This is a genomic window from Collinsella sp. TF07-1 (assembly GCF_003437235.1).
In the GTDB taxonomy this organism is placed as follows: Bacteria; Actinomycetota; Coriobacteriia; order Coriobacteriales; family Coriobacteriaceae; genus Collinsella.
On record NZ_QSRV01000007.1, the window covers coordinates 1 to 24248 of the forward strand.

23 protein-coding genes and 6 tRNA genes are annotated in these 24248 nt (G+C 58.8%); 20 read left to right on the plus strand and 9 right to left on the minus strand.

The window, feature by feature from the left end; all coding sequences use genetic code 11:
- Positions 1 to 142: 142 nt before the first annotated feature.
- The 14 genes from DXC67_RS03970 to folB all read left to right on the plus strand — a co-directional run bounded on the left by DXC67_RS03970 (position 143) and on the right by folB (position 11675).
- Positions 143 to 232: transfer RNA gene (locus DXC67_RS03970), tRNA-Leu, on the plus strand.
- Positions 233 to 291: 59 nt separating this feature from the next.
- Positions 292 to 2637, plus strand: coding sequence for a GAF domain-containing SpoIIE family protein phosphatase (locus tag DXC67_RS03975; protein WP_117637447.1), 2346 nt, complete (start codon positions 292 to 294; stop codon positions 2635 to 2637).
- Between the two features lie 78 nt (positions 2638 to 2715).
- A complete protein-coding gene (locus tag DXC67_RS03980; RefSeq protein ID WP_055286928.1) occupies positions 2716 to 3462 on the plus strand; it encodes an anti-sigma factor antagonist in 747 nt (248 codons plus the stop codon).
- 105 nt (positions 3463 to 3567) lie between these two features.
- Positions 3568 to 3643, plus strand: a tRNA-Gly gene (locus tag DXC67_RS03985).
- Positions 3644 to 3677: 34 nt separating this feature from the next.
- Positions 3678 to 3751, plus strand: a tRNA-Cys gene (locus DXC67_RS03990).
- A 42-nt stretch (positions 3752 to 3793) separates the two neighbouring features.
- Positions 3794 to 3869, plus strand: a tRNA-Gly gene (locus tag DXC67_RS03995).
- 178 nt (positions 3870 to 4047) lie between these two features.
- On the plus strand, positions 4048 to 5781 hold the full coding sequence (locus tag DXC67_RS04000; RefSeq protein ID WP_147327746.1) for a glycoside hydrolase family 13 protein: 1734 nt from the start codon (positions 4048 to 4050) through the stop codon (positions 5779 to 5781).
- A 140-nt stretch (positions 5782 to 5921) separates the two neighbouring features.
- A tRNA-Gly gene (locus tag DXC67_RS04005) sits at positions 5922 to 5997 on the plus strand.
- 3 nt (positions 5998 to 6000) lie between these two features.
- Positions 6001 to 6075 (plus strand) — tRNA-Val (locus tag DXC67_RS04010).
- A gap of 632 nt (positions 6076 to 6707) precedes the next feature.
- Positions 6708 to 8930 (plus strand): anaerobic ribonucleoside-triphosphate reductase, encoded by a 2223-nt coding sequence (gene nrdD / locus DXC67_RS04020; RefSeq protein WP_117637450.1) that lies wholly within the window; start codon positions 6708 to 6710, stop codon positions 8928 to 8930.
- A 426-nt stretch (positions 8931 to 9356) separates the two neighbouring features.
- Positions 9357 to 9938: an anaerobic ribonucleoside-triphosphate reductase activating protein gene (nrdG, locus tag DXC67_RS04025; protein WP_117637451.1), complete on the plus strand. Its 582-nt coding sequence runs from the start codon at positions 9357 to 9359 to the stop codon at positions 9936 to 9938.
- Between the two features lie 66 nt (positions 9939 to 10004).
- Positions 10005 to 10562, plus strand: coding sequence for a GTP cyclohydrolase I FolE (gene folE / locus DXC67_RS04030; RefSeq protein WP_055251394.1), 558 nt, complete (start codon positions 10005 to 10007; stop codon positions 10560 to 10562).
- 2 nt (positions 10563 to 10564) lie between these two features.
- Entirely contained in the window at positions 10565 to 11146 is a 582-nt protein-coding gene (locus tag DXC67_RS04035) for an HD domain-containing protein (RefSeq protein WP_171021502.1), read from the plus strand.
- 43 nt (positions 11147 to 11189) lie between these two features.
- On the plus strand, positions 11190 to 11675 hold the full coding sequence (folB, locus tag DXC67_RS04040; protein WP_117637452.1) for a dihydroneopterin aldolase: 486 nt from the start codon (positions 11190 to 11192) through the stop codon (positions 11673 to 11675).
- Between the two features lie 6 nt (positions 11676 to 11681).
- Here folB and DXC67_RS04045 read toward each other — a convergent pair whose 3' ends face one another.
- Together DXC67_RS04045 and DXC67_RS04050 are read right to left on the minus strand one after the other, a co-directional pair.
- Positions 11682 to 12458 carry a M48 family metallopeptidase gene (locus tag DXC67_RS04045; RefSeq protein ID WP_199410600.1) on the minus strand — a complete coding sequence of 259 codons (777 nt, stop codon included), beginning with the start codon at positions 12456 to 12458 and terminating at the stop codon, positions 11682 to 11684.
- A gap of 74 nt (positions 12459 to 12532) precedes the next feature.
- Positions 12533 to 13546, minus strand: a complete 1014-nt coding sequence (locus tag DXC67_RS04050; protein WP_117637454.1) for a dipeptidase — start codon at positions 13544 to 13546, stop codon at positions 12533 to 12535.
- Positions 13547 to 13666: 120 nt separating this feature from the next.
- Between DXC67_RS04050 and DXC67_RS04055 the strand changes: the two genes are divergently transcribed.
- The 3 genes from DXC67_RS04055 (at position 13667) to DXC67_RS04065 (ending at position 15558) form a co-directional block, all read left to right on the plus strand.
- The gene (locus DXC67_RS04055; protein ID WP_035138874.1) at positions 13667 to 14095 is read left to right on the plus strand and encodes a peptidylprolyl isomerase; all 429 of its coding nucleotides are present in this window, start codon (positions 13667 to 13669) and stop codon (positions 14093 to 14095) included.
- Between the two features lie 3 nt (positions 14096 to 14098).
- Entirely contained in the window at positions 14099 to 14677 is a 579-nt protein-coding gene (locus DXC67_RS04060; protein WP_117637455.1) for an urease accessory protein UreE, read from the plus strand.
- A gap of 83 nt (positions 14678 to 14760) precedes the next feature.
- A complete protein-coding gene (locus DXC67_RS04065) occupies positions 14761 to 15558 on the plus strand; it encodes an HAD-IIB family hydrolase (protein WP_158551282.1) in 798 nt (265 codons plus the stop codon).
- Between the two features lie 77 nt (positions 15559 to 15635).
- Here the strand turns inward: DXC67_RS04065 and DXC67_RS04070 are convergent, their stop codons facing one another.
- The 5 genes from DXC67_RS04070 to DXC67_RS04090 all read right to left on the minus strand — a co-directional run bounded on the left by DXC67_RS04070 (position 15636) and on the right by DXC67_RS04090 (position 19158).
- Positions 15636 to 16016: a Fur family transcriptional regulator gene (locus DXC67_RS04070; RefSeq protein WP_172677978.1), complete on the minus strand. Its 381-nt coding sequence runs from the start codon at positions 16014 to 16016 to the stop codon at positions 15636 to 15638.
- A 61-nt stretch (positions 16017 to 16077) separates the two neighbouring features.
- Complete coding sequence (locus DXC67_RS04075; RefSeq protein ID WP_117637457.1) at positions 16078 to 16488, minus strand: acylphosphatase; 411 nt, start codon at positions 16486 to 16488, stop codon at positions 16078 to 16080.
- A 2-nt stretch (positions 16489 to 16490) separates the two neighbouring features.
- On the minus strand, positions 16491 to 17597 hold the full coding sequence (locus tag DXC67_RS04080) for a Gfo/Idh/MocA family protein (RefSeq protein WP_117637458.1): 1107 nt from the start codon (positions 17595 to 17597) through the stop codon (positions 16491 to 16493).
- Positions 17598 to 17670: 73 nt separating this feature from the next.
- Entirely contained in the window at positions 17671 to 18207 is a 537-nt protein-coding gene (gene rnhA, locus DXC67_RS04085; protein WP_117637459.1) for a ribonuclease HI, read from the minus strand.
- 48 nt (positions 18208 to 18255) lie between these two features.
- Positions 18256 to 19158 carry a LysR family transcriptional regulator gene (locus tag DXC67_RS04090; protein ID WP_055251412.1) on the minus strand — a complete coding sequence of 301 codons (903 nt, stop codon included), beginning with the start codon at positions 19156 to 19158 and terminating at the stop codon, positions 18256 to 18258.
- A gap of 275 nt (positions 19159 to 19433) precedes the next feature.
- On the opposite strand from DXC67_RS04090, the gene DXC67_RS04095 reads away from it, so the two are divergent.
- From DXC67_RS04095 to DXC67_RS04105, 3 genes are all read left to right on the plus strand, one after another.
- Complete coding sequence (locus tag DXC67_RS04095) at positions 19434 to 20744, plus strand: O-acetylhomoserine aminocarboxypropyltransferase/cysteine synthase family protein (RefSeq protein WP_117637460.1); 1311 nt, start codon at positions 19434 to 19436, stop codon at positions 20742 to 20744.
- Between the two features lie 311 nt (positions 20745 to 21055).
- Positions 21056 to 21832, plus strand: coding sequence for a hypothetical protein (locus DXC67_RS04100; protein ID WP_117637461.1), 777 nt, complete (start codon positions 21056 to 21058; stop codon positions 21830 to 21832).
- 191 nt (positions 21833 to 22023) lie between these two features.
- Positions 22024 to 22230 carry a hypothetical protein gene (locus tag DXC67_RS04105; RefSeq protein WP_117564436.1) on the plus strand — a complete coding sequence of 69 codons (207 nt, stop codon included), beginning with the start codon at positions 22024 to 22026 and terminating at the stop codon, positions 22228 to 22230.
- Between the two features lie 108 nt (positions 22231 to 22338).
- Here the strand turns inward: DXC67_RS04105 and DXC67_RS04110 are convergent, their stop codons facing one another.
- Positions 22339 to 23253: a ketopantoate reductase family protein gene (locus tag DXC67_RS04110; protein ID WP_233503152.1), complete on the minus strand. Its 915-nt coding sequence runs from the start codon at positions 23251 to 23253 to the stop codon at positions 22339 to 22341.
- Positions 23254 to 23370: 117 nt separating this feature from the next.
- Positions 23371 to 24141, minus strand: coding sequence for a cyclase family protein (locus tag DXC67_RS04115; RefSeq protein ID WP_117637463.1), 771 nt, complete (start codon positions 24139 to 24141; stop codon positions 23371 to 23373).
- Positions 24142 to 24248: the final 107 nt, after the last annotated feature.

The window sequence follows — 24248 nt, forward strand, 5'->3', positions numbered from 1 at the left end:
ACATACAGATCTACCTGCGCTTTTACAAATTCGTAAACTTTTTTCAAAAAAGTGCTTGCACAGTTCTCGAATCATAGGTTATTATCTTCCTCGTTGAACGCGCGGGTCTAACAAAGCGAACCGCGGCTCAACAACATAGCATGTCGGAGTGGCGGAATTGGCAGACGCGCTAGCTTGAGGTGCTAGTGACCGCTTTTTGGTCATGCGGGTTCAAGTCCCGCCTCCGACACCATCGCATCTGAGAAGCCTCTTCGGAGGCTTTTTTGTTACCGATAGACGGTGGGGTCCACGATGGAAACGCTTGAACGCAACGAGTGGGCAGATGTTGCCCAACTAGTCGAGATCACGAGCGATGCTGTCATCATCTGCGAACTCGACGGAACCATTCTGCATGTGAATAATCGCTTACTTGGCTTGATGTGCGAGGAACGCGCCGATGTCATCGGTGGAGACGTTAAAGACGTCCTGTACTCGTCCGCTTTTGAACGTGCGACGGAACATCGTCTGCCATTTGAAACTGATGGCTCAGAGAACGAACTGATGCTCAAGCTGAGTGATGGCTCTTTTATCCCCGTCTTGGTTCGCGCGGGCTCCGTAACGCCTCCACGCATCTTTGGGCGCCGCGCAACACGTGTCCTAGTGGCGCTTCACAGTATCGAGGAACAGTATTCTCACGACCGTCAACTTAAGCGTGCGTTATCGGAGCTTAGAGTGGCGAACAAGCGTCTCTCTGGCACGCTCTCGGTCATTATGAGCACTGTGGGCTCCGATGAGTTGCCCAGCCTGCTTGATACCGTTTTGAACCAGCTTGTAGGAACGCTCGATGCTTCGGGTGCCGCTATCTATTTTTCTGAGAGCGGCGGTTTTAAGCTACGCGGTGTTTCCAAGGAGCTGTACGATAGCTACCTGCCCGAGTTTTTGCCGTATGGCGCTGGCATTCCGACGTATGTTCTTCGCGAGTCGCGTGCCTGTCGCTTGTCGATTCAACAGGACCTTGAGGGCGATAGGGCCGCCTCCGGTATGTTCATGGACTTGGATAATCGTTCAAAGCACCTGTTGCGCATGCAGGATATGCCTCCGTACCGCAGCGAGATCTGTCTTCCCGTTTTTTACGGTACGCAGATCCTCGGCGTGCTGGAAGTTGGTTGGAAACGCCCCCAGGCACCGCTCGCCTATGACGTTAATGTGCTCGAGGTCATTTGCGATTACCTGTCTATCCAGCTGGTCGGCATGGCATCGAGCCTTCGCTCCCGTCGCACGGCCGAGCTTGGCCGCTCGCTCAATGTCTTGCGTGATGAGTTGTTTACCTTTCTAGACGATTCCGCCGCGGCTACCCAGGCGGTATCGTCCGAGATCTGCAATATGCTCAACTGCCATTTTTGCCCTATTGAGTATGACGCCAGTCTGGATTCCTACGTCATAGATTTTGAAGGCGGCAGCCGCGTTGCTTTGCCGGACGATCCCGAGAAGCTTTTCTTTTCCACGACGGCGCCAGCAGCACGTCTGGGGGCTGGCCCTGATGGCTTTGAGGCATCTGTTTTGGGCGGCACGAGTGCCGAGGACCTTAAACACGTCCGTATAACTCGCGTTGACGAATCGATGCCTATGGGAGGCTGGCTTAGGGCGCATGGCTTGCCTTGCCAGGGTCTCTACGTCGACGCCGGCATCGAGGCGGGGCGTCCGCGCTCTAAGGGCGATGGCAAGCACAGTAACGACGCGATTGTTCCTGCTTCTGTTGCGAAGGGCCCGACGACGCGCGCGCTGCTGCTTCGTGATGGTAGCCAAGAGCCGATTGATGACCTCGAATATGACTACTTGGTGCACTTGGCGCATGACTTTGAACTGATCTACGAAGGCGAATCTCAAAAGCGCGAGGAGCGCCATATCGCTCAGACCCTTCAGATTGGCATGAGAAATTCCCTGGGGGATGTTCCGGGTATCGCAACCGATTCGGTGTACCTGTCGGCCACGAACTCGGCGTTGGTCGGCGGCGATTTCTATACGCTCATCCGTCTTCCCGACGACTGCGCCGTCATGATTCTGGGTGATGTGTCTGGCAAAGGCATTGAGGCCGCATCGATGTCCGCGCTCGTCAAGACGGCCCTGACGGCATATGCTTGGGAGGGCGCTGGACCGGCCCGCATGGCACGCTCCCTTAACAGCATGCTCATGGGCTTTTCGAGGGTCGAGACGTTCGTGACGGCCTTTATCGCCAAGATTGACCTTAAAGCCGGACGCGCAACGTATTGTTCGGCGGGACATCCTCCGACCATGGTCATCAGGCCAGAGTCGATGCCGCTGGGTGGCGGCGAGGCCCGTGGGGGAGAGGTCGAGCTGCTTGGATGCCAATCGGGCGTAATCGGTGCCTTTGAGAGCATGGTGTACGAGACAGGCGTGTTTACGTTCGCCCCCGGCGACATGCTCTTCATGTATACGGATGGAACGATTGAGGCCCGCGACCGCACCGGAGCGTTCTTTGGCGAGCAGCGCTTGCGCGACCTTCTGCTTTCTGTTTCGGGGGAGGGCGTGTCGGGCATTTGCGGCAAGGTCTTGGGCGAGCTTGACCGATTTACCGAATCGGCGCTGGACGATGACATTGCATTGGTGTCCCTTGAGTTTTTACGGGGTCGTTCATAGACGACGCTGGGCGGGCTGAATCCGTACGGTTGGGGAAACGAATGCATCGAGTGGGCTTTTTTGGGGAACCATGGTCGTATGAATGAGTGGAATGACATAGCGGTTTTGACGCCACCAGGCGATATCGACATCGCCACGGTGCCTGCGTTGCGTCGGCGGTTGGATGCTTTGATTGGCCGCGGCGTGCGTCGTGTCGTCATCAACTGTCAGGCTGTTAGCTTTATCGATTCGACGGGCTTGGCATTCCTGCTTACGCGCGCTCGTGAGCTCATGAGGCGAGAAGGCTTGCTTTCGCTCGTCAATGCATCAGGTGAAGTTGTTCGCTTTTTGGAGATTGCTCGTCTTGTCGATATCCTTCATGTCGCGGGGCCGGCACGGGAGTCTATTCCCGCTATTCCGGTGGGGGAGCTGCCTCGCTGGAGTAAGAGCGTCGAGGTCCGTCAGGGTATCGAGAATCTTCCGTACTACCGACATCGCATCGCCGAACTCCTTGAATCGCTTCCGTTGCGCCGTGACGAGCGCTACGATGTCGCATTGGCGTCGGGGGAGGCGCTGGGTAATGCCTATGACCATGCGGGCGGTATCGGGTGCGTCCTGACGGTTCAGGCCTATGGCGATCGCGTTGTGGTTGAGGTGCTTGATCGAGGTGCCGGCTATTCTATCGATGAAACGAGCGAGCCGGTTGCATCTGAGGAACGCGGCCGTGGTATCAAGCTTATGCGTATGCTCGTCGATAACGTGGAGGTTGCTCGTCGTACGGACGGCGCCGGCACGCGCGTGCAGATGGTGAAGCTGTTTAGCGGAGCGCTGGAATCGTGTGCCTAGCCAATCGCTTTAGCGCGTTTAGCTACTAAGAACATGCGGCAGACAAGTTTTTTGAAAAAAGTACTTGCGTCTTTTGGACAACTCGCGTAAATTAATAACCCGCAAGCGGACATGGCTCAGTTGGTAGAGCACAACCTTGCCAAGGTTGGGGTCGCGGGTTCGAGCCCCGTTGTCCGCTCCATTGCATTTCCGGACCGTTTAGGCGGTCCTTTTCCGGCGAAGTGGCCAAGTGGTAAGGCAGAGGCCTGCAAAGCCTTTACCCCCGGTTCGAATCCGGGCTTCGCCTCCAGGCAACATCCGGGCGCTCCGGCGCCCGTTTTGTTTTACATATGCGGACATGGCTCAGTTGGTAGAGCACAACCTTGCCAAGGTTGGGGTCGCGGGTTCGAGCCCCGTTGTCCGCTCCAAGCACAACAGCCCGGCTACTACGGTAGCCGGGCTTTTTTGTATCAATCGCATGGGTTCGAACCTGAGAGGGAGCGAGCGTTTTGGGGCGTGGCCGTGGCGCTGTTTGCCGCGAATGTTCGCTTTGGGCGTATCATCGTGGGCATCTCGCAAAACCTCGTTGCAAGGGAGACTCGTCCCATGGCTACAGAAAAGTCTTCTTCGCGCTCATGGATGTCCGACGCCGCGATCTATCAGATCTACCCGCGCTCGTTTAAGGATTCGACTGGTTCGGGTCTGGGCGATATCGCGGGCATTACCCAGCAGATGGACTATCTTGAGCAGCTGGGTATCGAGGCCATCTGGCTGAGCCCGTTTTACCCATCGCCTCTTGTCGATGGTGGCTATGATGTGGCGGACTACTGCGATGTCGACCCACGTCTCGGCTCGCTTGACGACTTCGATGACATGATCGCTGCGGCTCATGCGCGCGGCATCAAGGTCATCGTCGACATCGTGCCTAACCATTCATCCAACCAGCACCCCTGGTTCAAAGCCGCTCTTGCCGCCGGCCCCGGATCGCCCGAGCGCGCCCGTTATATCTTCCGCGATGGTCGCGGCGAGCACGGCGAGCTGCCTCCCACCAATTGGAATGCCAACTTTGGCGGCCCCGCCTGGACGCGTGTTGCGGACGGTCAGTGGTATCTGCACATGTTTACGCCCGAGCAGCCGGACTTTGACTGGTCATGCCCCGAGGTTCACACGTTCTTTTGCGACGTCCTGACATTTTGGAGCGATCGAGGCGTCGATGGCTTTCGCATTGATGTGGCGCACGGTCTTGCCAAGGATCTCGACCGCGATGACCTCGACCGGTGGCATCTCGCCGAGGGCGATGACATGGTTGACGACGGCACTCATCCGCTGTGGGACCGCAACGAGGTCCACGAGATCTATCGCGAGTGGCGCCGCGTGTTCGACCGCTATAATCCGCCGCGCAGCGCCGTTGCCGAGGCGTGGGTGCTGCCCGAGCGCCAGTATCTCTACGCGCGTCCCAACGAGCTTGGCCAGACATTCAACTTTGAGTTCGCCAAGGCCACTTGGACCTATGATGACATGCGCGCTGCAATCGAGGAGGGCTTGAAGGCAGCCATCGAATCCGATTCCGCCTCGACCTGGGTACTCTCCAACCACGACGTGCCGCGCGTGGCGACGCGCTATGCCCTGCCGCAGATCAAGGCGACGCGCTACCACCAGATTGCGCTCGACTGGCTCTTACGCGACGGGTCGTCTTATTACGAGGACCGTGAACTCGGCGAGCGCCGCGCGCGGGCGGCCCTTTTGCTTGAACTGGCGCTTCCGGGCTCGGCATACGTGTATCAGGGTGAGGAGCTCGGTCTTTTTGAGGTGGCTGACATTCCGTGGGCTGCACTCGAAGATCCTACTGCGACCAATACGCACGGACCGAAGCGCGAGAAGGGGCGCGACGGCTGTCGTGTGCCCCTGCCATGGGTAGCGGCGGACGATCCCGCGCAGGGCGGATCGTTTGGGTTTTCGCCTGCGGACGCCGATGCGGCGCCCCATCTGCCGCAGCCTGCATGGTTTTCCGATTACGCTGCCGATAGGGAAGAAGCGGATCCGACATCGATGCTTGCGCTCTATCGCGACGCCCTCTGGCTGCGGCGCAAGCTGCGCGGGTGCGCCAACGATCTTGCGTGGCTCGATCTTGACGGGCGCACCGGCCTTGCGGATGGTGCCGAGGGCGCTGAGGGTGGCGTCATCGCCTATCGCCGCGACAACGGCTGGGCGTGTGTGACGAACTTCGGCGCAGCACCCGTGGAGCTGCCGGCGGGTAGGGTCCTGCTCACCTCATCACCGCTTGTAGACGGTGGGCTCGCGCAGGACAGCTCTGCCTGGATCATGCTCGGTGAGATGTAAGGGCCTCTTGCGGCGAGCTTGCGTTTGCCTACACCTTCCGTGGTGGCTGATGTCTTCGCGAGGTTCGCGAGGGTATCGCAAAACTTTTCAAAAAAGTTCTTGCATAGGATGCGGGCATCACGTAAGATTAATCCTCGTAAGCGGACATGGCTCAGTTGGTAGAGCACAACCTTGCCAAGGTTGGGGTCGCGGGTTCGAGCCCCGTTGTCCGCTCCATTTGGGCGTTTAGCTCAGGGGGAGAGCGCTTCCCTGACACGGAAGAGGTCAGAAGTTCAAATCTTCTAACGCCCACCAAATGTTCGCAGCCCAGAGGCTTAGCCTCTGGGCTGTTTTGTTTTGCCACCAAGCACGCCGCCAAATAAGCCGCCAAATATTGATCCAAGGTCTGTACGCGATGGTCTTCGCATCCCGTGGGGACGCCGACAGATTGCATGTGTTCTGGTCCATCGTGACCGCAACATGTTGGTCAAGCATAATCTTTTGGATTCTTTTGGCGTGAGCGGCTTGGTTTTGGTAGGATTTGTCAGCGGCTTGACTAAGGGGGTTTTATAACTGCCATGCAGGTAGCCGTGTTGGTAACGTTTTACCGACTTGTCCAATGCCCCTCATTTTTAATGCGTCTGCAAAATGACCAATTGCTTTGACCTGCTGAAACACTATATGTTGTGTTTGACCTAAAAAAAGAATACAGGATATAGATGCGTCTTTGTCGTATGATAGATGGCGGACAGAGAACGAAGACCTTAATCGTCCCATTTGGACACGCCTTTGAGCCGCTTGATCGGCCGCGAGGATTGTCCGCATGAGGACCTATGGTTTATCGAGAACACAGATTGCGCGACGGCGCCGCAAGACAGGGGCAAGCCCTGCCGGGCATCGTTTGGCTCTGAAGCGCAATGAGGCTACGACCCGAAAGAGGCAAGAGGATGAAGATCATCAAGCGCAGCGGCACCGAGGTTGTCTTTGACATCGATAAGATCGTCAATGCCATCCGCGCCGCAAACTTGGAGGTCGAGGAGAGCTCTCGTCTAACCGACCGTCAGGTGGTTTATGCGGCACAAAACGTTGCCGAGGCATGTGAGAATGCCGGACACACCGTTTCGGTCGAGGAGATCCAGGATTTGGTCGAGGACGAGATCATGCGTCTCGACTGCTACGAGGTTGCCCGCCACTACATCATCTATCGCTATGTTCAGAGCCTGAAGCGCCAGAAGAACACGACCGACGACAAGATTCTGTCGCTGATCGAGTGCAACAACGAAGAGGTCAAGCAAGAGAACTCCAACAAGAACCCGACCGTCAATTCCGTTCAGCGTGACTACATGGCCGGCGAGATCTCCAAGGACCTGACTCAGCGTGTGCTGCTGCCCCAAGAGATCGTGGATGCCCATAATGAGGGCCTGATTCATTTCCACGATTCGGATTACTTTGCCCAGCACATGCACAACTGCGATCTGGTGAACCTGGAGGACATGCTCCAGAACGGCACTGTTATCTCGGGTACGCTGATTGAGAAGCCGCACAGCTTCTCGACCGCCTGCAACATCGCGACGCAGATCATCGCCCAGGTTGCTTCCTCCCAGTACGGTGGCCAGTCGATTTCGCTGACCCATCTTGCCCCGTTCGTCGAGGTGAGCCGTCAAAAGATTCGCGGCGAGGTCGCCCGCGAGCTCGAGGAGCTCGGCGTTTCCGCATCTCCCGAAAAGGCCCGCGAGGTCGTTGAGGACCGTCTGCGTGACGAGATTCGTCGCGGCGTCCAGACGATCCAGTATCAGGTCGTGACGCTTATGACCACGAACGGCCAGGCGCCGTTCGTGACGGTCTTTATGTATCTTAACGAGGCTCGTACGCCTCAGGAGAAGCACGACCTTGCCATGATCGTGGAGGAGACGCTTCGCCAGCGCTACGAGGGCGTTAAGAACGAGGCCGGCGTGTGGATTACCCCGGCATTCCCCAAGCTCATCTATGTACTCGAGGACGATAACGTTCACGAGAATTCCCCGTACTTCTACCTGACCCAGCTGGCCGCTAAGTGCACCGCCAAGCGCATGGTGCCCGACTACATCTCCGAGAAGAAGATGCGCGAGCTCAAGCTGTCGAAGGGCGAGACCGCGGGCAACGGCGACTGCTATACCTGCATGGGCTGCCGCAGCTTCCTGACGCCTGACCGTTCCGGTAACGGATTTAACAACGTGGCCAACGCGCTGAACTATGATCCGAACAAGCCCAAGTACTATGGTCGCTTTAACCAGGGCGTCGTGACCATCAACCTGCCTGATGTCGCACTGAGCTCGCATCAGGATATGGACAAGTTCTGGAAGATCTTCGATGAGCGCCTTGAGCTGTGCCACCGTGCCCTGCTGTGCCGTCATGAGCGCCTGATGGGTACGCTTTCGGATGCCGCACCGATTCTTTGGCAGTACGGTGCCCTCGCTCGTCTGAAGAAGGGCGAGACAATCGACAAGCTGCTCGTGGGCGGATACTCCACCATCAGCCTGGGCTATGCCGGCCTGTATGAGTGCGTCAAGTACATGACGGGCCACAGCCACACCGAGAAGGAGGGCACGCCCTTTGCCATGGCCGTCATGCAGCGCATGAACGACAAGTGCGCGGAGTGGAAGGCCGAAAGCGATATTGACTTCTCGCTGTACGGTACCCCGCTTGAGTCGACGACCTACAAGTTCGCCAAGTGCCTGCAGCGTCGTTTTGGCATCATCCCGGGCGTGACGGACAAGGGCTACATCACCAACAGCTACCACGTCCACGTGTCCGAGGAGATCGACGCATTCGACAAGCTCAAGTTCGAGGGTATGTTCCAGCAACTTTCGCCGGGCGGTGCCATCTCCTACGTCGAGGTTCCCAACATGCAGGACAACCTCAAGGCTGTCATTCGCGTGATGCAGTACATCTACGACAACATCATGTACGCCGAGCTCAACACCAAGAGCGACTACTGCCAGGTGTGCGGCTACGATGGCGAGATCCGCATTGTCGAGGACGATGGCAAGCTGGTGTGGGAGTGCCCCAACTGCGGCAACCGCGACCAGGAGAAGATGAATGTCGCCCGTCGCACGTGCGGCTACATCGGTACCCAGTTCTGGAACCAGGGCCGAACCGAGGAGATCCGCGACCGCGTTCTGCATCTCTAATAGTCATCCCAGGCCGCCCCGTAGCGAGGCCCCGGACCTTTACTCGCTATTTCGGACAGTCCTGGCTCACGACGGAGGTGCCACTGGCGCCTCCTGTTCGTGCGGAACTCATATCGAGCAAAGGTCCGGGGCCTCGCTATGGGGCGGCCAAGTTGATGTAGCTGAGATGCAGCATGTGGTCTGCTCACTCCTCGAAGTTCTTAGCGGAAATGAGTCGACCTGCAACAACGGTTTGCTTGGAACGACGGTTGAGCTGCAACAGAGTTTTTATTGGACCTCGAACCCTATGCTCGATGTTCGCTTCGTTCATTGAGTGTCGCTCGCGAGGGGTCTGGAGTATATCGTCCCGCCCGCAGTTTCGCAGGCCGCAGGCCGAGAATGTTTGAGGACGGGATGATATGCTCCAGACCCCCAGGAAGGTTACTTATGAACTACGCGAACATTAAGTATTTCGACATTGCCGATGGGGAAGGTGTTCGTACTTCTCTGTTTGTGAGCGGGTGCCGTCGTGGGTGCAAGAATTGCTTTAACTCTGTTGCGTGGGACTTTGCTGCGGGCGAGCCCTTTGATCGTGCCGTCGAGGACAAGATTATCGAGAGCCTCGATCATCCCTTTATTGACGGCCTGACGATTCTGGGTGGGGAGCCCATGGAACCCGAGAACCAGGCGGGGCTCGTTGAGTTTGTCGAGCGTGTTCGTGCCGCTTATCCTGCGGGGTCAGGAAAGACCATTTGGTGTTTTACCGGCGACGTGCTCGAGGAGCTTATGCCGGGTGGTCGTCACCATACTGAGGTGACGGACCGTATCCTTGCCTGCCTCGACATGTTGGTGGATGGCCCGTTTGTTCAGGATCTTTATGATATCTCGTTGCGCTTTAGGGGCTCGAGTAACCAGCGTGTGATCGATATGAACGCTACGCGCGACCGCGCTGTGCGTGAGGGCGTTGCGCTTTGCGACGCTGTGCAGCTTTGGCGGGACGATCCAGTCTATTCGACCCATACTATGTAGCTTGTGGTCGATGCCGGAGGGCGTGGTACCATAGCGCGAACGTGAAATCGGAAAAGTGAGGCCCAGATGGTCGATCAGGAAAAAGTCGAGGCCGCCATTAAGCTGTTGCTTGAGGGCATAGGCGAGGACCCAACTCGTGAGGGCCTGCTGGAGACCCCGGCGCGCGTTGCCCGTATGTATGGTGAGATCGCCGGCGGCATGGACCAGAGTGCCGAGGAGCACCTGTCCAAAACCTTTGCCGTCGCTTCGAACGATTTGGTTATCGAGCGCGACATTACGTTCTACTCGCTGTGCGAACATCATCTGCTGCCGTTTTATGGCAAGGCCGCCATTGGTTATATCCCTAACGGTCGGGTGGCTGGGCTTTCCAAGCTCGCCCGCACGGTTGAGGTTTATGCCCGCCGTCTTCAGCTGCAGGAGCAACTGTGCACACAGGTTGCCGATGCCCTCATGGATTATCTCGCTCCCCAGGGAGCGATTGTGTTGATGGAGGCCGAGCATATGTGCATGACGATGCGTGGCGTGCAAAAGCCCGGCACCAAGACCGTGACGCTTGCTCGCCGCGGCGTCTTTGAGACCGATCCCGCGCTCGAGGAGCGTTTCTTTAGGATGCTGGGCCGCTAACCATGAGAGTCGTCAACGACTTTACATCGAAGACCGATGAGGGGACGTCGCGTCGCGGCTTTATGGCTTCGGGCCTGGCCCCCTTTGGTGCCATGCCTCGCATTGATTACATTTGTGCCAACGGACTGTTCCGGCGGCACCTGGGCAACATTGCACAGTTGGAATCGGGGCGCATCTTCTGCCGCCACGGTATTGACCATCTGCTCGATGTCGCTCGCATTATGTGGATCAAGAATCTCGAGGAACAGCTCGAATTTGACCGCGAGGTCATCTACGCCACGGCACTTCTTCACGATATCGGCAAAGATGAACAGTATGAATCGGGTATATCCCATGATGTTGCAAGCGAACGCGTCGCTGATGCGATTCTCGGCGGCATGCCCGATGACGTGGCGTTTGAGCCGGCCGATGCCGCAGCCATTAAGACGGCCATTCTGGGCCATCGAAAGCTGCGCGTGAACAGCCAACCGCTCGAGCGTCTGCTCTATGCAGCCGACAAAGCGTCGCGCGCCTGCTTTGCATGCCCCGCGCGCAATGCTTGCAACTGGAGCGATGATAAAAAGAACCTGTCGATTCGCGTGTAGTTAGTTTGCGCGGTCGGGGTTCTAAACGAAGGAGACGATCGCGTTGAGTAACAAAAAACTGCCCGAGAATGCAACCAAGACTGAAGGTACTGAGCTCGCCCGCCGTGGAAGGGGCGAAATATCCACCGCAACGGCGGTGCCTCACGTGAGCTATGACGATCTGCGCCATGCCGATCGTATTGTTATTGACGGCCTTGAGGTTTTTGCCAACCATGGCGTGTATCCCGAGGAGAACGCGCTGGGTCAGAAGTTCATCGTTTCTCTGGTGCTCTATGCCGACCTGCGCGCGGCGGGGGAGCACGATAACCTGGACGCCTCGATTGACTACGGCTCGGTGTGCCACGATGTCGATGGCTATCTGCGCGAGCACACGTTTAAGCTCATCGAGGCGGCAGCCGAGGGGACAGCCCAGATGCTGCTGCGCCGTTATCCCTCGCTGCTTGGTGTGCGCATAAAGCTCGATAAGCCGTGGGCTCCTGTTGGCCTGCCCCTGGCAAGCTGCGGCGTCGAGATCGAGCGCGTGCGCTAGTCGACGCTAGAGCTTGTTGAGGGGTGGCTGCTTGAGCCGCTGCGACAGAGCTCTATTGTTAGGGCAGTACGTGTCGAGCAGGGCGTGAAACCGCTGATTGTGGCTTGGCTCGAGCAAGTGGACGAGCTCGTGGGCGACAACCATGTCGAGGCATTCGATGGGATAGGCGGCGAGCTCGCGCGCGATGCGAATGGCGCCGGTTTTGGGTGTGCAGGAGCCCCAACGCGTTTTCATGCTGCGCACGGAGACGCGGGCCACGGTGACGTCCATTGCGATTTCGTACGCGTGCACGATGTCGCGTAGCGCTGCGGTGACCTCGGTCGTATAAAGCTGGTCGATGTGGGCTTGGAGCTCGTCGGACGTTAGGCCGTCGAGGATTGCGCGCCGCTTAGCCTGTGGGCTTTCGTCCGATTCGTCGGTACCCATAAAACTTGCGAAGGTGGCCAGCTTGGGTCGCGGTGCGGGCGATGCAAAGTTGTGATCGAGTGCGTCCTGTACCGTGATGGGCTTGCCCCAAAGTGCAATGATGGACGAGGGACTGAGCGGCTCTCGCGCCGTCGCCTGACGTTGCTCGCGCCGGGCAAGTCGGCTGATAATCCAGGCGCTGTTGCGCTTCACAAACGCTTCGATACGCTCGCGGCTGGCGCCGAGCGGTGCGCTAGTGTGGACCTCACCGCTCGATGTGACGCGTAGGTTGAAGTTCTTGACGCGCTTTTTGGTAACGACGACGGGGATGGGCATCCCATCCGGTCGGGGTACGGAAATCGTGAATTGCTGCGTCAAAAGCGGTCCTTCAGATTGGGGACGGGCCGGCATGTCGCCCGTTCGGCATGCCGGCCCGTTCAAGGGATGTGAAATTAATAACGCTCAAAGAAGGCAAGCGCGTTGTCGCTGCAGAGCTTCTGCATCACGGTCTTGCCAAAGTGCTTGGAGAGCATGTTCTGGAATTCGGGCATCTTGCTGGCATCGGAGAGGAAGGCGGGTACCTTGGCGCCGTCCCAGTCGCCGCCGAGTGCGATGACATCTTCGCCACCCAGGTCGAGCCAGTGCTCGATATGTGCCGCCAGCTGGTCGAAGGTGACGTCTGCGGCGGTTTTGTCGGTTGCGTCGTTGGAAAGGAACTCGCTGCAGTAGTTGAGGCCGACGATGCCGCCCATGTCGCGAATGGTGCGGAACTGGTCGTCGGTAAGGTTGCGCTTGACACCGCAAACCGCACGGGAGTTGGAGTGGCTGGCGACGAAGGGGCGCGTGGCGTGGGCGACAACCTCGTCAAAGCACTCATCGTTGAGGTGGGAGACGTCGAGCACCATACCGGCGTGCTCCATCTGCGTAAGCGCCTCGATGCCGGCGGCGGTGAGGCCGGCGTGGGTGTCGTGGCCACTCGCGAGCGGTCCCTGCGCATTCCAGCTGAGTGACGACATAAGCACGCCCAAGCTCTTGAGCACCTCGATCAGCGCGGGGTCCTCGGCAAAGAACGTGGCGTTTTCGATGGTGTGGATGCAGGCGACCTTGCCGTCTTTGAGCGCAGGGCGAATGTCAGCGGCGCTGCGTACGTTGACCATGCGGTCGTGGTTGAGCATTGCCTGGCCGCTCATGTGCGCCATGATCTGCGCCTGGAAGCGCGCGGCGTGAGCGGTGGGAATCTCGTCGGGGACAAACGTGGCGAAGCACTGTGCCCACGGCGTGTTGCCGATCTTTGCGAGCGAGATGGCGCAGGCGTTGCCCTCGATGAGGTCGAAATCTTGCGGATGCGTTTCGTCGCCGGGGAAATAACCATCGGTGCCGGCGGTAAAGCGCAGGTCGAGATCGAGCGTGGCCCAGCCGATGCGGTCGGCGGTGTCGCAGTGTAGGTCAAATACGGGATATGCCATGGTTCCTCCGGTTGCAGCGTTTCTTTGCAAACTGTCTTTGAATTGTATGACTAGGGTATAGTTAGCGCCATATGTTCATGGCGGCCCGCGTTGTGCGCCGCCCTTATCACGGAGGTTTCCATGTCCAACCAGGGCAAGAAGGTCAAGACTCATTATCGCGGCACGCTCGACGACGGCACGCAGTTCGATAGCTCCTACGATCGCGGCGAGCCGCTGGAGTTCACCTGCGGCGCCGGTCAGATGATCAAGGGCTTCGATGCCGCTGTTGTCGACATGCAGGTGGGCGAGAAGAAGACCGTACACATCCCGGCCGCCGATGCCTACGGCGAGCACAACCCCGAGATGGTCCTGACCTTCCCGGCCGAACAGGTTCCCAACATCGAGCAGATCGAGAAGGGCATGAAGCTCTTCCTGTCCACGCCGAGCGGTATGCCCGTTCCCGCCGTGGTCATCGACGTAACGCCCGAGGCCGTGACGCTCGACGCCAACCACGAGCTGGCCGGCAAGGACCTCAACTTTGATATCGAGCTCGTTGAGGTCGAGGGTTAGAGTATGCCTGAACGCTTGGTTTCGACGACATGCTTGGGAAATCTCAACGATCCGTCCTATGAACTCCTGCTTCGCCGGAAGTTAGGCGGCGTCTTTGAAATTGACGAGTTGCTGCTCGATTGGGACCAGGCTGATGTATGCGCGTTTGCGGGCGTGACGGAGCGGGGGCGCACGGTCGATGTTCGGTTGGATGCTGCCGACGGCGGTCGTCTTGCCGACGGCGACGTGCTCGCCATTGACCGTTCGGGCATGGTGCCCGTGGCGGTTGTCGTGCGCCTGCGCAGCGCCGAGGTTTATTTGGTCGAAGTTGACCGCATGGACCCGATTGCGCTCGCGCATGCGTGCTGGGAGATCGGCAATATGCACGCACCGCTTTTCCGAGGCGACTCGGACGAGCATACCGTGCGCATGTATACGCCGGTGCAGCCTGTTTTGGGCCGCATGCTCCGGGGCGTCGAGGGCGTTCGGCTCTCGACGGTTACCCGTGAACTCGATGCGGACCGGCGCTTTGCGTCGAGTGCGGCGGATGCCGTTGTGAGTATGGCTCCAGACTTTACGATCGTAAAGAAGGCGCGCGGCTAACGTGCGTATGAGTAAGACGGACTTTGAGAGGCAACTATTCAAAGCCCGTCTTTCTGTTGATGAGATGCTGTGGGGGAAAGCATATGGGTCTTGAGGGAATCAAGCTGATTGCATGCGATTTGGATGGCACGTTGCTGCATCCGGGGGAGCGCGAGCCGCGTTCCGAGGCCTTTGAGCTCATCGATGAGCTGCATCGTCGCGGTATCGTGTTTATGCCGGCGAGCGGCCGTCAATATGCGAGCTTGCGCTACCTGTTTGCCCCGGTGGCCGATGAGCTCGCCTACGTATGCGAAAACGGAGCCCTGGTGATGAGCGAGGGGCGTGCCGTTGTCAAGCGTTCCATGGAGCGTTGCCTTGCTATGGATATCGCGAATGCCGTGGTTGCGTATCCCCATGCCGACGTGACCCTTTCGTGTGAGGGGCGCCTCTACACCATGAGCGGCAACGACGCGTTTGTTGAACACCTGCGTTATGAGGTCCACTGCGATGTGGCGGTGGTCGACCGTCCCGAGGACATCGACGAGGACGTCATTAAGATTGCCTTCCAGACGCCCGAGGTGGATCAGCCGGCGGCCCTGGAGTATTTCGAGTGCCTCTTTAGCGACCGTGTCGACGTGATGACGTCGGGAACCGAATGGACGGACTTTATCGGTTTCGGTTCGGGCAAGGGCTCCGCGCTTGCCGATTACGGTCGTGCCCTGGGTATTTCGCCCGATGAGATGATGGCGTTTGGCGATAACGAAAACGACCGCGACATGCTCAACGTCGTAGGCCATCCTTATCTAATGGAGAGCTGCAATCCCTCTATGCGTGGCATCAACGACCGCGTCCGTTACGTGCGCACGGTCGAAGAGGAATTGCATCGCCTGCTTGCTGAGTAGATATTTGGGACATGCCTAGAAATCTATTTTTTGCTGCAAAGCGCGGAAAGGTGGATTTTAAGGCATGTCCCAAACATCTACCGGCAGTCGGGGCAGAGACCCTCGAAGATGGTGTAGTGCGACGTGACGTGCCAGCCGATTTGCTCGGACGCCTTGGCGTCGAGCTGGGCATCGAAGGGGAGCGGTACGTCGATGACGCGGCTGCATGAGGTGCAGATGATATGCGCATGCGGCTCGATCGTGCGATCGAAGCGGCTGCCGCCCGGCGTCTTGATGGAGAGGATTTCGCCGGCGTCGGCCAAGAGATTGAGATTGCGGTAGACCGTACCGCGGCTGATTTTGTCATCCTGCGCGCGCACGACGTTGTAGATTTCGTCGGCGGTGGGATGGTTATAGCTTTGGCGCACGGCGTCAAGAACCAGCTTTCGCTGCCTGGTATTCCTTCTTTGCACCGCCATGCGCCTCGCCTCTTTTCTATTAACGGTCGTAGGTAAATGATACCGTATTTAGCACACAATACTAATAATGAGGACTGAAACCGTCTTCATTGGCAAGTGGGGCTCGGGCCTGGGCGTCTACGAGGCGAAAACGCGTTCCCATGCGCTCGTAGGAGGCATGAAGCGCCTCAAGATGAGATAGGACGTTTGCCGGAGCTCCCTGTATCTCCATCTCGACTGAGCCGTCTTCCATATTACGCACCCAGCCGGTGAGGGAGCGTGCCTGCGCGAGGTTGGTGTTGGTAAAGCGAAAACCAACGCCTTGGACTTGCCCCGCCCAGCGCAGAAAATAGCGCAGGGGAGTGTCTTGAGTGGCCTCGTCGCTTGCGAGCACGGTAAGCCTGCGGCGCAGCTCGAGCTCGACGTTTGATGGTTTTTGAGGCTCTCGACTGCCTCCGGTGACGCTGGAGAAGAACGTATCGAAGAAGCCCATCGCTATGCCTGCTTGCCTGCGTCAGCCGGGAAGGTTATGCCGGCCTGCTGGCGCACGGCATCCATGATGCGCAGTGAGACGAGCGTGACATCGCGGTAGTGTCCGAGCTCGTGGCGTCCCGCCGGGGTCTCCCAAATCTCTTCCTTAACGTTATCGATGCCGCCGATGGCGGTGATAAAGTCTGTGAGTTCGTATTCCATAGTGTTGCTCGATTTGGGCAGGTCGAGCACGCGGCCGTTGTCTCCCTGTTCGCGCGGTGCCTCGGTCGCCGAGCCGCGTACGACGTCGCCGCGATAGTCGATGCGGACGTTGCGGGGCGTGGACAGATGGTCGATCTGGATAGTGCCACGCTCGCCTTCGATCTGCGAGGGCAGCAGGTCATTCGTAATTTTGGAGTGCGCGAGCTCGACGGAGATGCTGCCTCCGCCATAGCTGGCGAGGATGGAACCGCAGCCGTCGATGGGGCCGTGCGTGAGCTGTCGCGTGGTGGGGTCGAGTAGAGTAGTCATGCTCGTAAGGCCGGAGGGCATGCCGAAAATCTCGACCATGGGCTCGACGGCGTAGACGCCAATGTCCATGAGGGAACCCGATGCCATATTGCAGTCGAAGATATTGGTGGCGCGTCCCGCGAGAATCTCGTTGTAGCGCGAGGAATACTTGCCAAAGCGCAATGAGGCGCGGCGGATGGGGGCGATCTCGCCCAGGGCGTCCTCGATGGCGTGGAAGGCGGGATCGTGGAGGGGACGCATGGCCTCGAGGGCCACGACACCTGCTGCCTCGGCAGCGCGGAAGACTTCCAGCGCCTGCGCTTCGGTGGCGCAGAAGGGTTTCTCGACGATGACGTGCTTGCCACCGGCGATGCAGGCAAGAGCCTGCTCGTAGTGAAGTGCGTTAGGGCTGCCGATATAGACGGCGTCGACGTCGGCGGCTGCCGCAAGCTCATCGAGCGACGTAAAGTTTCGCTCGCCACCGCGCTCGGCGGTAAAGGCAGTACCGCGATTGGCGTCGCGTGAAAGCGTGCCCACAAACGCGGCTTGGTCGTTGGCGTTGACGACTTGGATAAAGTCGTCGGTGATCATGGATGTACCGATGGTCGCGATGCGCAGCATACGTCTCCCTTGCGTTGTTTGATCTACAGGATGAGTGTAGCGCGTGGGGATATAAAGCTGCGCGAAAACGCTATTACAGGTCGCTCTCGTTAAAGCCGGTGTCGATATCGAGGTTGCTGCCGTCGGCCGCCGTGGTGGCGAGCTCATCACAGCGCTCGTTGAGCTCGTGACCGGCGTGACCCTTAACCCAGATGAACTCAACCTTGTGCTTGCTTTTGGCGGTGAGTAGGCGCTCCCACAGGTCGCGGTTCTTGACGGGTTGCTTGTTGGCGGTTTTCCATCCGCGCTTTTTCCAGCCGTCGATCCAGTGCTTGTTAAAGGCGTTGACGACATACTGCGAATCGGAATGGACTTCGACCTCGCAAGGGCGGTTGAGCGCCTCGAGCGCCACGATGACCGCCATGAGTTCCATGCGGTTGTTGGTGGTCTTGGCGTAGCCGCGCGAAAGCTCGGAGGTGAAGGTCTTGCCGGCGGGGTTGGTGTATTTGAGCACGGCGCCGTAGCCGCCGCGTCCCGGATTTGATCGGGCCGAGCCGTCGGTATAGATGATGACCTTCACGGGCTTCCTTTCGTTGGGTACGTTTCGTGTGAGTGACCATTGTAGCGCCATGCCCGCCGGGGGCCAGCAATCTACGATTTCTACCCCGTCTTCGGACTGTTAGTTGGCATGGATGATGCGGTTGAGCTCGTCGAGGTATTGCTGCAAGAGGAGAGAGGGCTTGCGCTCGTCGTGCATGATGTAGCCAACGTGCATCGTTGGGGCGTCTGCTAGCGGGATCGATGCCATGCCCCATTGCATTTCATTGGAGAGGACACCGGTCGACAGGGTGTAACCGTTCGACGTGATAAGTAAGTTAGTAAGTGTTCCGCGGTCCGAGATTCGTATGTTGCGGTCGCAAGGGATATAGCTAAAAGGTTCCTCGGCGTAATAGAAGGAGTTTGAGGTTCCCTGCTCAAAGCTGTAGCGCGTATAGGGCGTGAGGTCGGCAAGGGACAGCTGCGGGCGGCGTGCGAGCGGGTGGCGCTCGCTAACGAAGACGTGGACCGTCGCGTCGAATAGGGGATGGAAGCTTGCGCGGGCATCGGCGAAGGCCTTCTGCAGAACGCGGGCGTTAAAGTCATCCAGATACAGAATGCCGATATCGCTGCGAAACGCACGGACGTCATCGATGATCTGCGATGTGGTGGTCTCGCGCATGATGAACTCGAACTTGCTGTCGCGGCAGCGCTCGACTACGTTGACAAAGGCCTCGACCGAAAAGGCGTAGTGCTGGGCGGAAATGGCGAGGCGGGCTTGCGGGGTGCCACCGTCCTCGTAGCGTGCCTCGAGCATGTCGGCCTGCTCTACGACCTGGCGCGCATAGCCCAAAAGCTCGGTGCCGTCGTTGGTGAGCGTGACGCCGCGGCTGGAGCGCGTAAAGATCTCCAGATGGAGCTCTTGTTCTAGGCTTTTGACGGCGTTTGAGATGTTGGACTGAGCGGTATAGAGGCGCTGAGCTGCGGCGTTGATTGAGCCGGACTCTGCCACGGCGATAAGAAAACGAAGCTGCTGGAGTGTCATCGGTGCCCGTCCTTTCGATAGCTATCTAAAAAACCGATAACAGGTTAGCGCTTTTAAGTGATTGACCGAGCGAAACAATGCTCGTACTATTCAAAACACACAAAGGCGGTAGGTAATTAAGCCGACCACGGAACCGGGATGTCAAAAGGAGGACCGCATATGAACTGCTTACCAAGACGAATGCCGGGCTCCTGTTTGCGCCCGTCGGCGTGATCAGGAGACAGCGACTTACTTCTCTCTTATTTATTTACTTTCGTTCGATCAAGGAGATCATCATGAGCCAGTTCATCAACAACCCCGAGCACACCTTTGGTTTCGATACCCTGCAGCTTCATGTTGGCCAGGAGAGCGCCGACCCCGCATCCGACTCCCGCGCCGTGCCTATCTACCAGACCGCGAGCTATGTGTTCCGCAACTCCCAGCACGCCGCCGATCGCTTTGGTCTTGCCGACGCCGGTAACATCTACGGCCGTCTGACCAACTCCACCCAGGGCGTCTTTGAGGACCGTATCGCCGCGCTCGAGGATGGCGTGGCCGGTCTTGCCGTCGCCTCCGGTGCCGCTGCCATCACCTATACCCTGCAGGCTCTTGCCCAGGCTGGTGACCACGTGGTGGCTCAGAAGACCATCTACGGCGGTTCCTACAACCTGCTCGAGCATACGCTCTCCCAGTTTGGCGTCGAGACCACGTTTGTCGATGCTCATAACCTGGAAGAGGTTGAGGGTGCCATCAAGGACAACACCACGGTCATCTATCTCGAGACGCTCGGCAACCCCAACTCTGACATCCCCAACATCGACGCCATCTCCGAGATCGCCAAGAAGCACGGTCTGCCGGTTGTCGTCGACAACACTTTCGGCACCCCGTATCTGTTCCGTCCGCTGGAGCATGGCGCCAACATCGTTGTCCACTCCGCAACCAAGTTCATCGGCGGCCACGGCACCTCGCTGGGCGGTGTGATCGTCGACGGCGGTAACTTCGATTGGAAGGCGAGCGGAAAGTACGCCCAGATCGCTGAGCCCAACCCCTCCTACCATGGCGTCTCGTTTGCCGAGGCTGCCGGTCCCGCCGCCTTCGCAACCTATGTCCGCGCCATCCTGCTGCGTGACGAGGGTGCCTGCATCAGCCCGTTCAACGCCTGGGTCCTGCTCCAGGGCACCGAGACCCTGTCGCTGCGCGTTGACCGTCATGTCGAGAACACCAAGAAGGTCGTTGAGTTCCTTGCCGGCGACAGCCACGTTGCCAAGGTGAACCACCCGAGCCTGCCTGAGCACCCCGATCACGAGCTCTATCAGAAGTACTTCCCCAACGGCGGCGCTTCGATCTTCACCTTTGAGATTAAGGGTGGCCAGGAGGCTGCCTGGAAGTTCATCGATCATCTGCGGGTGTTCTCGCTGCTCGCCAACGTGGCCGACGTCAAGTCGCTCGTCGTGCACCCGGCTACCACCACGCACTCCCAGCTCTCTGCCGAGGAGCTCGCCGAGCAGAACATCACGCCCTCCACGATCCGTCTTTCCATCGGTACCGAGAACGCCGAGGACATCATTTGGGATCTGAAGCAGGCCTTCGCCGTGCTGGACGAGTAAGGCGACTTGTGCAAGGACCCCTTGCGACTCGATAGGTATAACTGCATAAATGCCTGCTCAAGGCGCCTGCGCAAGCAATGGTTGCGCAGGCGTCTTTTTTGCATAGGAAGGGCGCTATTACAGGGTTTTTGGCATGCTTTATGCATTTGAGTTGTGGAAAACTCCTGTTGAGAGGATGTGAGTTTTACGCAATTGACGTGCGCCTTTTGAGTAAAACCGCAGGTCGCGATTTGCTCGAGGTACTATGCAGCGCGATCGAATCACACGCAGCTCAAACGCAGCAAAAACGCACTACGGAGGTTTCCAGCTACATGAGGATCGATTCACGAAAACCGAAAGCCGCTGCCCTTTCCGCCGCTCTGACCGTGGCACTTTTGGCAGGCGCCGGCGCAACTGATGCCCACGCGGCAACACTGTCCGATACGGTTGGATCTACGCCGTCCGAGGCGACGCTGGTACAGCCCGTTGATTATCGCGGCGATGGTTATGGTTCCATGCAGGAGTGGAACGCCTCGATGGAGGCCAAGCGCGATTCCCTTGAGATGCGCGCTCAGATCATTATGAATATGTATGGCGACTATGCTACCGATGACGAGCGCGCTGTGCTGCAGGGTTGTATCGACGGTGCGGGTAGTCTGTTGACGATGGGGGAGGTCGACACGAAGTCGACCGAGCTCGATGAGCTGCGCACTGCGCTTGAGAATGCCAAGCGCGAAGCGCTCGAGGCCGCCGCAGCCGAGGCCGAGGCCGCCGAGGCCGCCCAGGCTTCGTATTACAACGCCTGCTCCGGCTTGTCTTACACGTCTGCTGCGTATTACGCGAACGGCTCGGGTCTGACGCGCTCGAGCGGCGTCAATAACTATAACGGCCGCCGCGAGACTTATTACAGCAGCAACGTGTTGTATCACCACCGCACGGGCGAATGGACGCAGGATTCCGAGGGCTTTTGGCGCGATTCCGATGGCTACTACGTCGTTGCCGCGGGCGATAAGGCCCAAGGCTCCACGTTTACCGGTTCCAAGGGCGAGTGCAAGGTCTATGACTCCGGCTGTGCTGCCGGAACCACCGACTACTATACCGGTTGGTAATCTGCCATCAGAGCAAAATAGGCACATGATGGGCGGGCGTCTTTGCTGAGCTTTTAGGCAACGTAAAGCTGCCCTTTCTTTATGTGCGTTTGAGTTAACAGAGCCCTTACCGTGGCGGTACGCTGGGCGTATGCATGCGGGGCACACTGGTTCATGAGAAATAAGGTCTTTCTCGTGGAGGAAGTGGTCTCATGAACGCTCGAGATATCGCTATCGCCGCCGTCGCATTGGTACTTGGCTGTCTTGGCCCTACAGCTGCGTTTGTCGCAGGCATGCAGGGCTCGTGCGGGGCTGCTCCTATTGTGGTCGGCGCGCTCATCGCAGCAGCGCTGCTGGGAAGTGCGGGCGTGACCCTTTGCCGCGATGACGAGGATGAGACGCCGCAGGTGCGGCGCTAGCCGTTGTGAAGCTGGTTTTGCCCATAGATGAAGAAGGAAGCCGCCGCAAGGGGAGTGCCCTTTGCGGCGGTTTTTGCTATTGAGACTGTTGGATGCGGTACGGCGGCGTTACCAGCTGGCCTCGATTTCGCGGATGCGCGAATAGAGCCATTCGTTTTGTGGCGCCTGGATATCGTGCTTGGCCGCGAGGCGGCGGACGGTGCCCGCGAACTCCTCGACCTCTGTTTTGCGCTGCGCGACGCGGTCCTGCGCCATCGAGGGCATGCCGGCGGGGTCGAGCCCCTCGATGAGATGCACCATCTGCGTTAGGTCTGCCTCGGTGAGCTCGATACCCTCGGCGTTGGCGACCGCAAGCGTCTCGCGCATGGCGGAGACAAAGCAACGACGCTGCTCGGAGCCCTGCTCCGTAGCGCTTCCGTAGGTGCCGCCGTAGGCCATACAGGTCTGGTTGATGCCGTCGTTGAGCATGAGTTTGGCCCACATGCGATGTGCGATGTCGTGCTCGACGGTATGGGCGATGCCGCAACGCGTGTAGAGCTCGTCGATGGCGATAACGGTTGCGGGGTCGGTGCCCGCTGCCGCACCAAAGCGGATCTCGCCGGCATTGGTATAGGTGAGCTCCCCGTTGAGGAATACGGCGTCCATGCCCTGGCAGATACCAAGGACGGTGTGCTCCCAGCCAAAGCGCTCGGCAATCTTCTGCTCGCTCGTGATGCCGTTGCACAGCGACGCGATCAGCGTGTCGGGTCCCACGACGCTTTCCAGGGTTTTGAGCACCACATCGAGCCCGGTTGTCTTGACCGTGAGGATGACCAGATCGGCGGGTGTCGCCTCGCTCGCGCGGACGGACTTGAGCGCGCAGGGCTTGCCGTTGACGGTGAGCGCATCACCCGCGTGGCGCTCAAAGCGCGCGTCGTCCATAACGTATTCGACGGCGTCGTTGCCGAGCGCTTGGGCGATCATGCTGCCGTAGAGCAGGCCCACGCCGCCCTTGCCGATGAAGGCGACCTTGTTGATCTGCATGTGAATCATCTCCCCATAAAAAGGCGCCCGCGTATGGGGCGCCTGATGGATTGTATGCCGCCGGGCCATGTCGCGTGCACCGGATGGCCGTATTTAGAAGAACAAACGCATGGGAACTTATGACGCGGGGCAGACCGCAAAGACACGTGCGGGATATCCGACGCCATCACGCACCTTGGGGAAGGTGCAGAAGATGACGGCGCCCGTGGCGGGAAGCTCGTCTAGATGGTCCATGACCTCGATCTGATAGCGGTCGACCGAGAGGATGTACTGCTCGCCGGGGTAGGGGTAGGCGTCCTCACGCGTGGTCACGCTCGCCGGGTCGGTGTCAGCCGGCTCGTGGCCGATGGCGCCGATGTTGCGCTCTTCTACAAGCCATTTGATGGCGTCGAGGTCCCAGCCGGGGTAGTGGGGCTGGCCGTCCTCGTCCTTGTTTTCGAGGTCGGTGAGCTTGGACCAGTCGGAGCGGAAGGCGACGAAAGCGTCTTTGGGAATGCGACCGTGCTCATCCTCCCATGCTTTGAGGTCCTCGGCGGTCAGGACGTAGTCGGGATTTGTGGCGCACTCCTCGTGTTTGTCGATCACACAGAGCGGATGCATAAACTCGATGGGTTCAATCTCTCCAAGGGAACGGCCGTCAACATGGAAGTGGCGCGGTGCGTCGACATGCGTGCCGTACTGCGAAGCAACCGAATACTGGAAGCAGCGCATGGGCGCGAGCATGTCCTCGGGCGTGCCGGGCAGGTAGTCGAAGAGCTTGGTGGACTCAAAAGGCTTAAAGCCAAACCAGTGCGGGGTGTCGCATGAGAGCGTGTGGGTGAGGTCGACCCAGCGATAATCGTTGCTTTTGAGCTGGGAGGCGAGGTTCCAAAGGTCGAGCGCGGGCATGGGCGGCTCCTTTCATCGGGCTTTTTGCTGATGTTAAAGCGGTGCCGTGACAGCTCGATTTCTGCTGCGTTACGATACGTTCTCGATTGCGATTCCACGATGTTTCG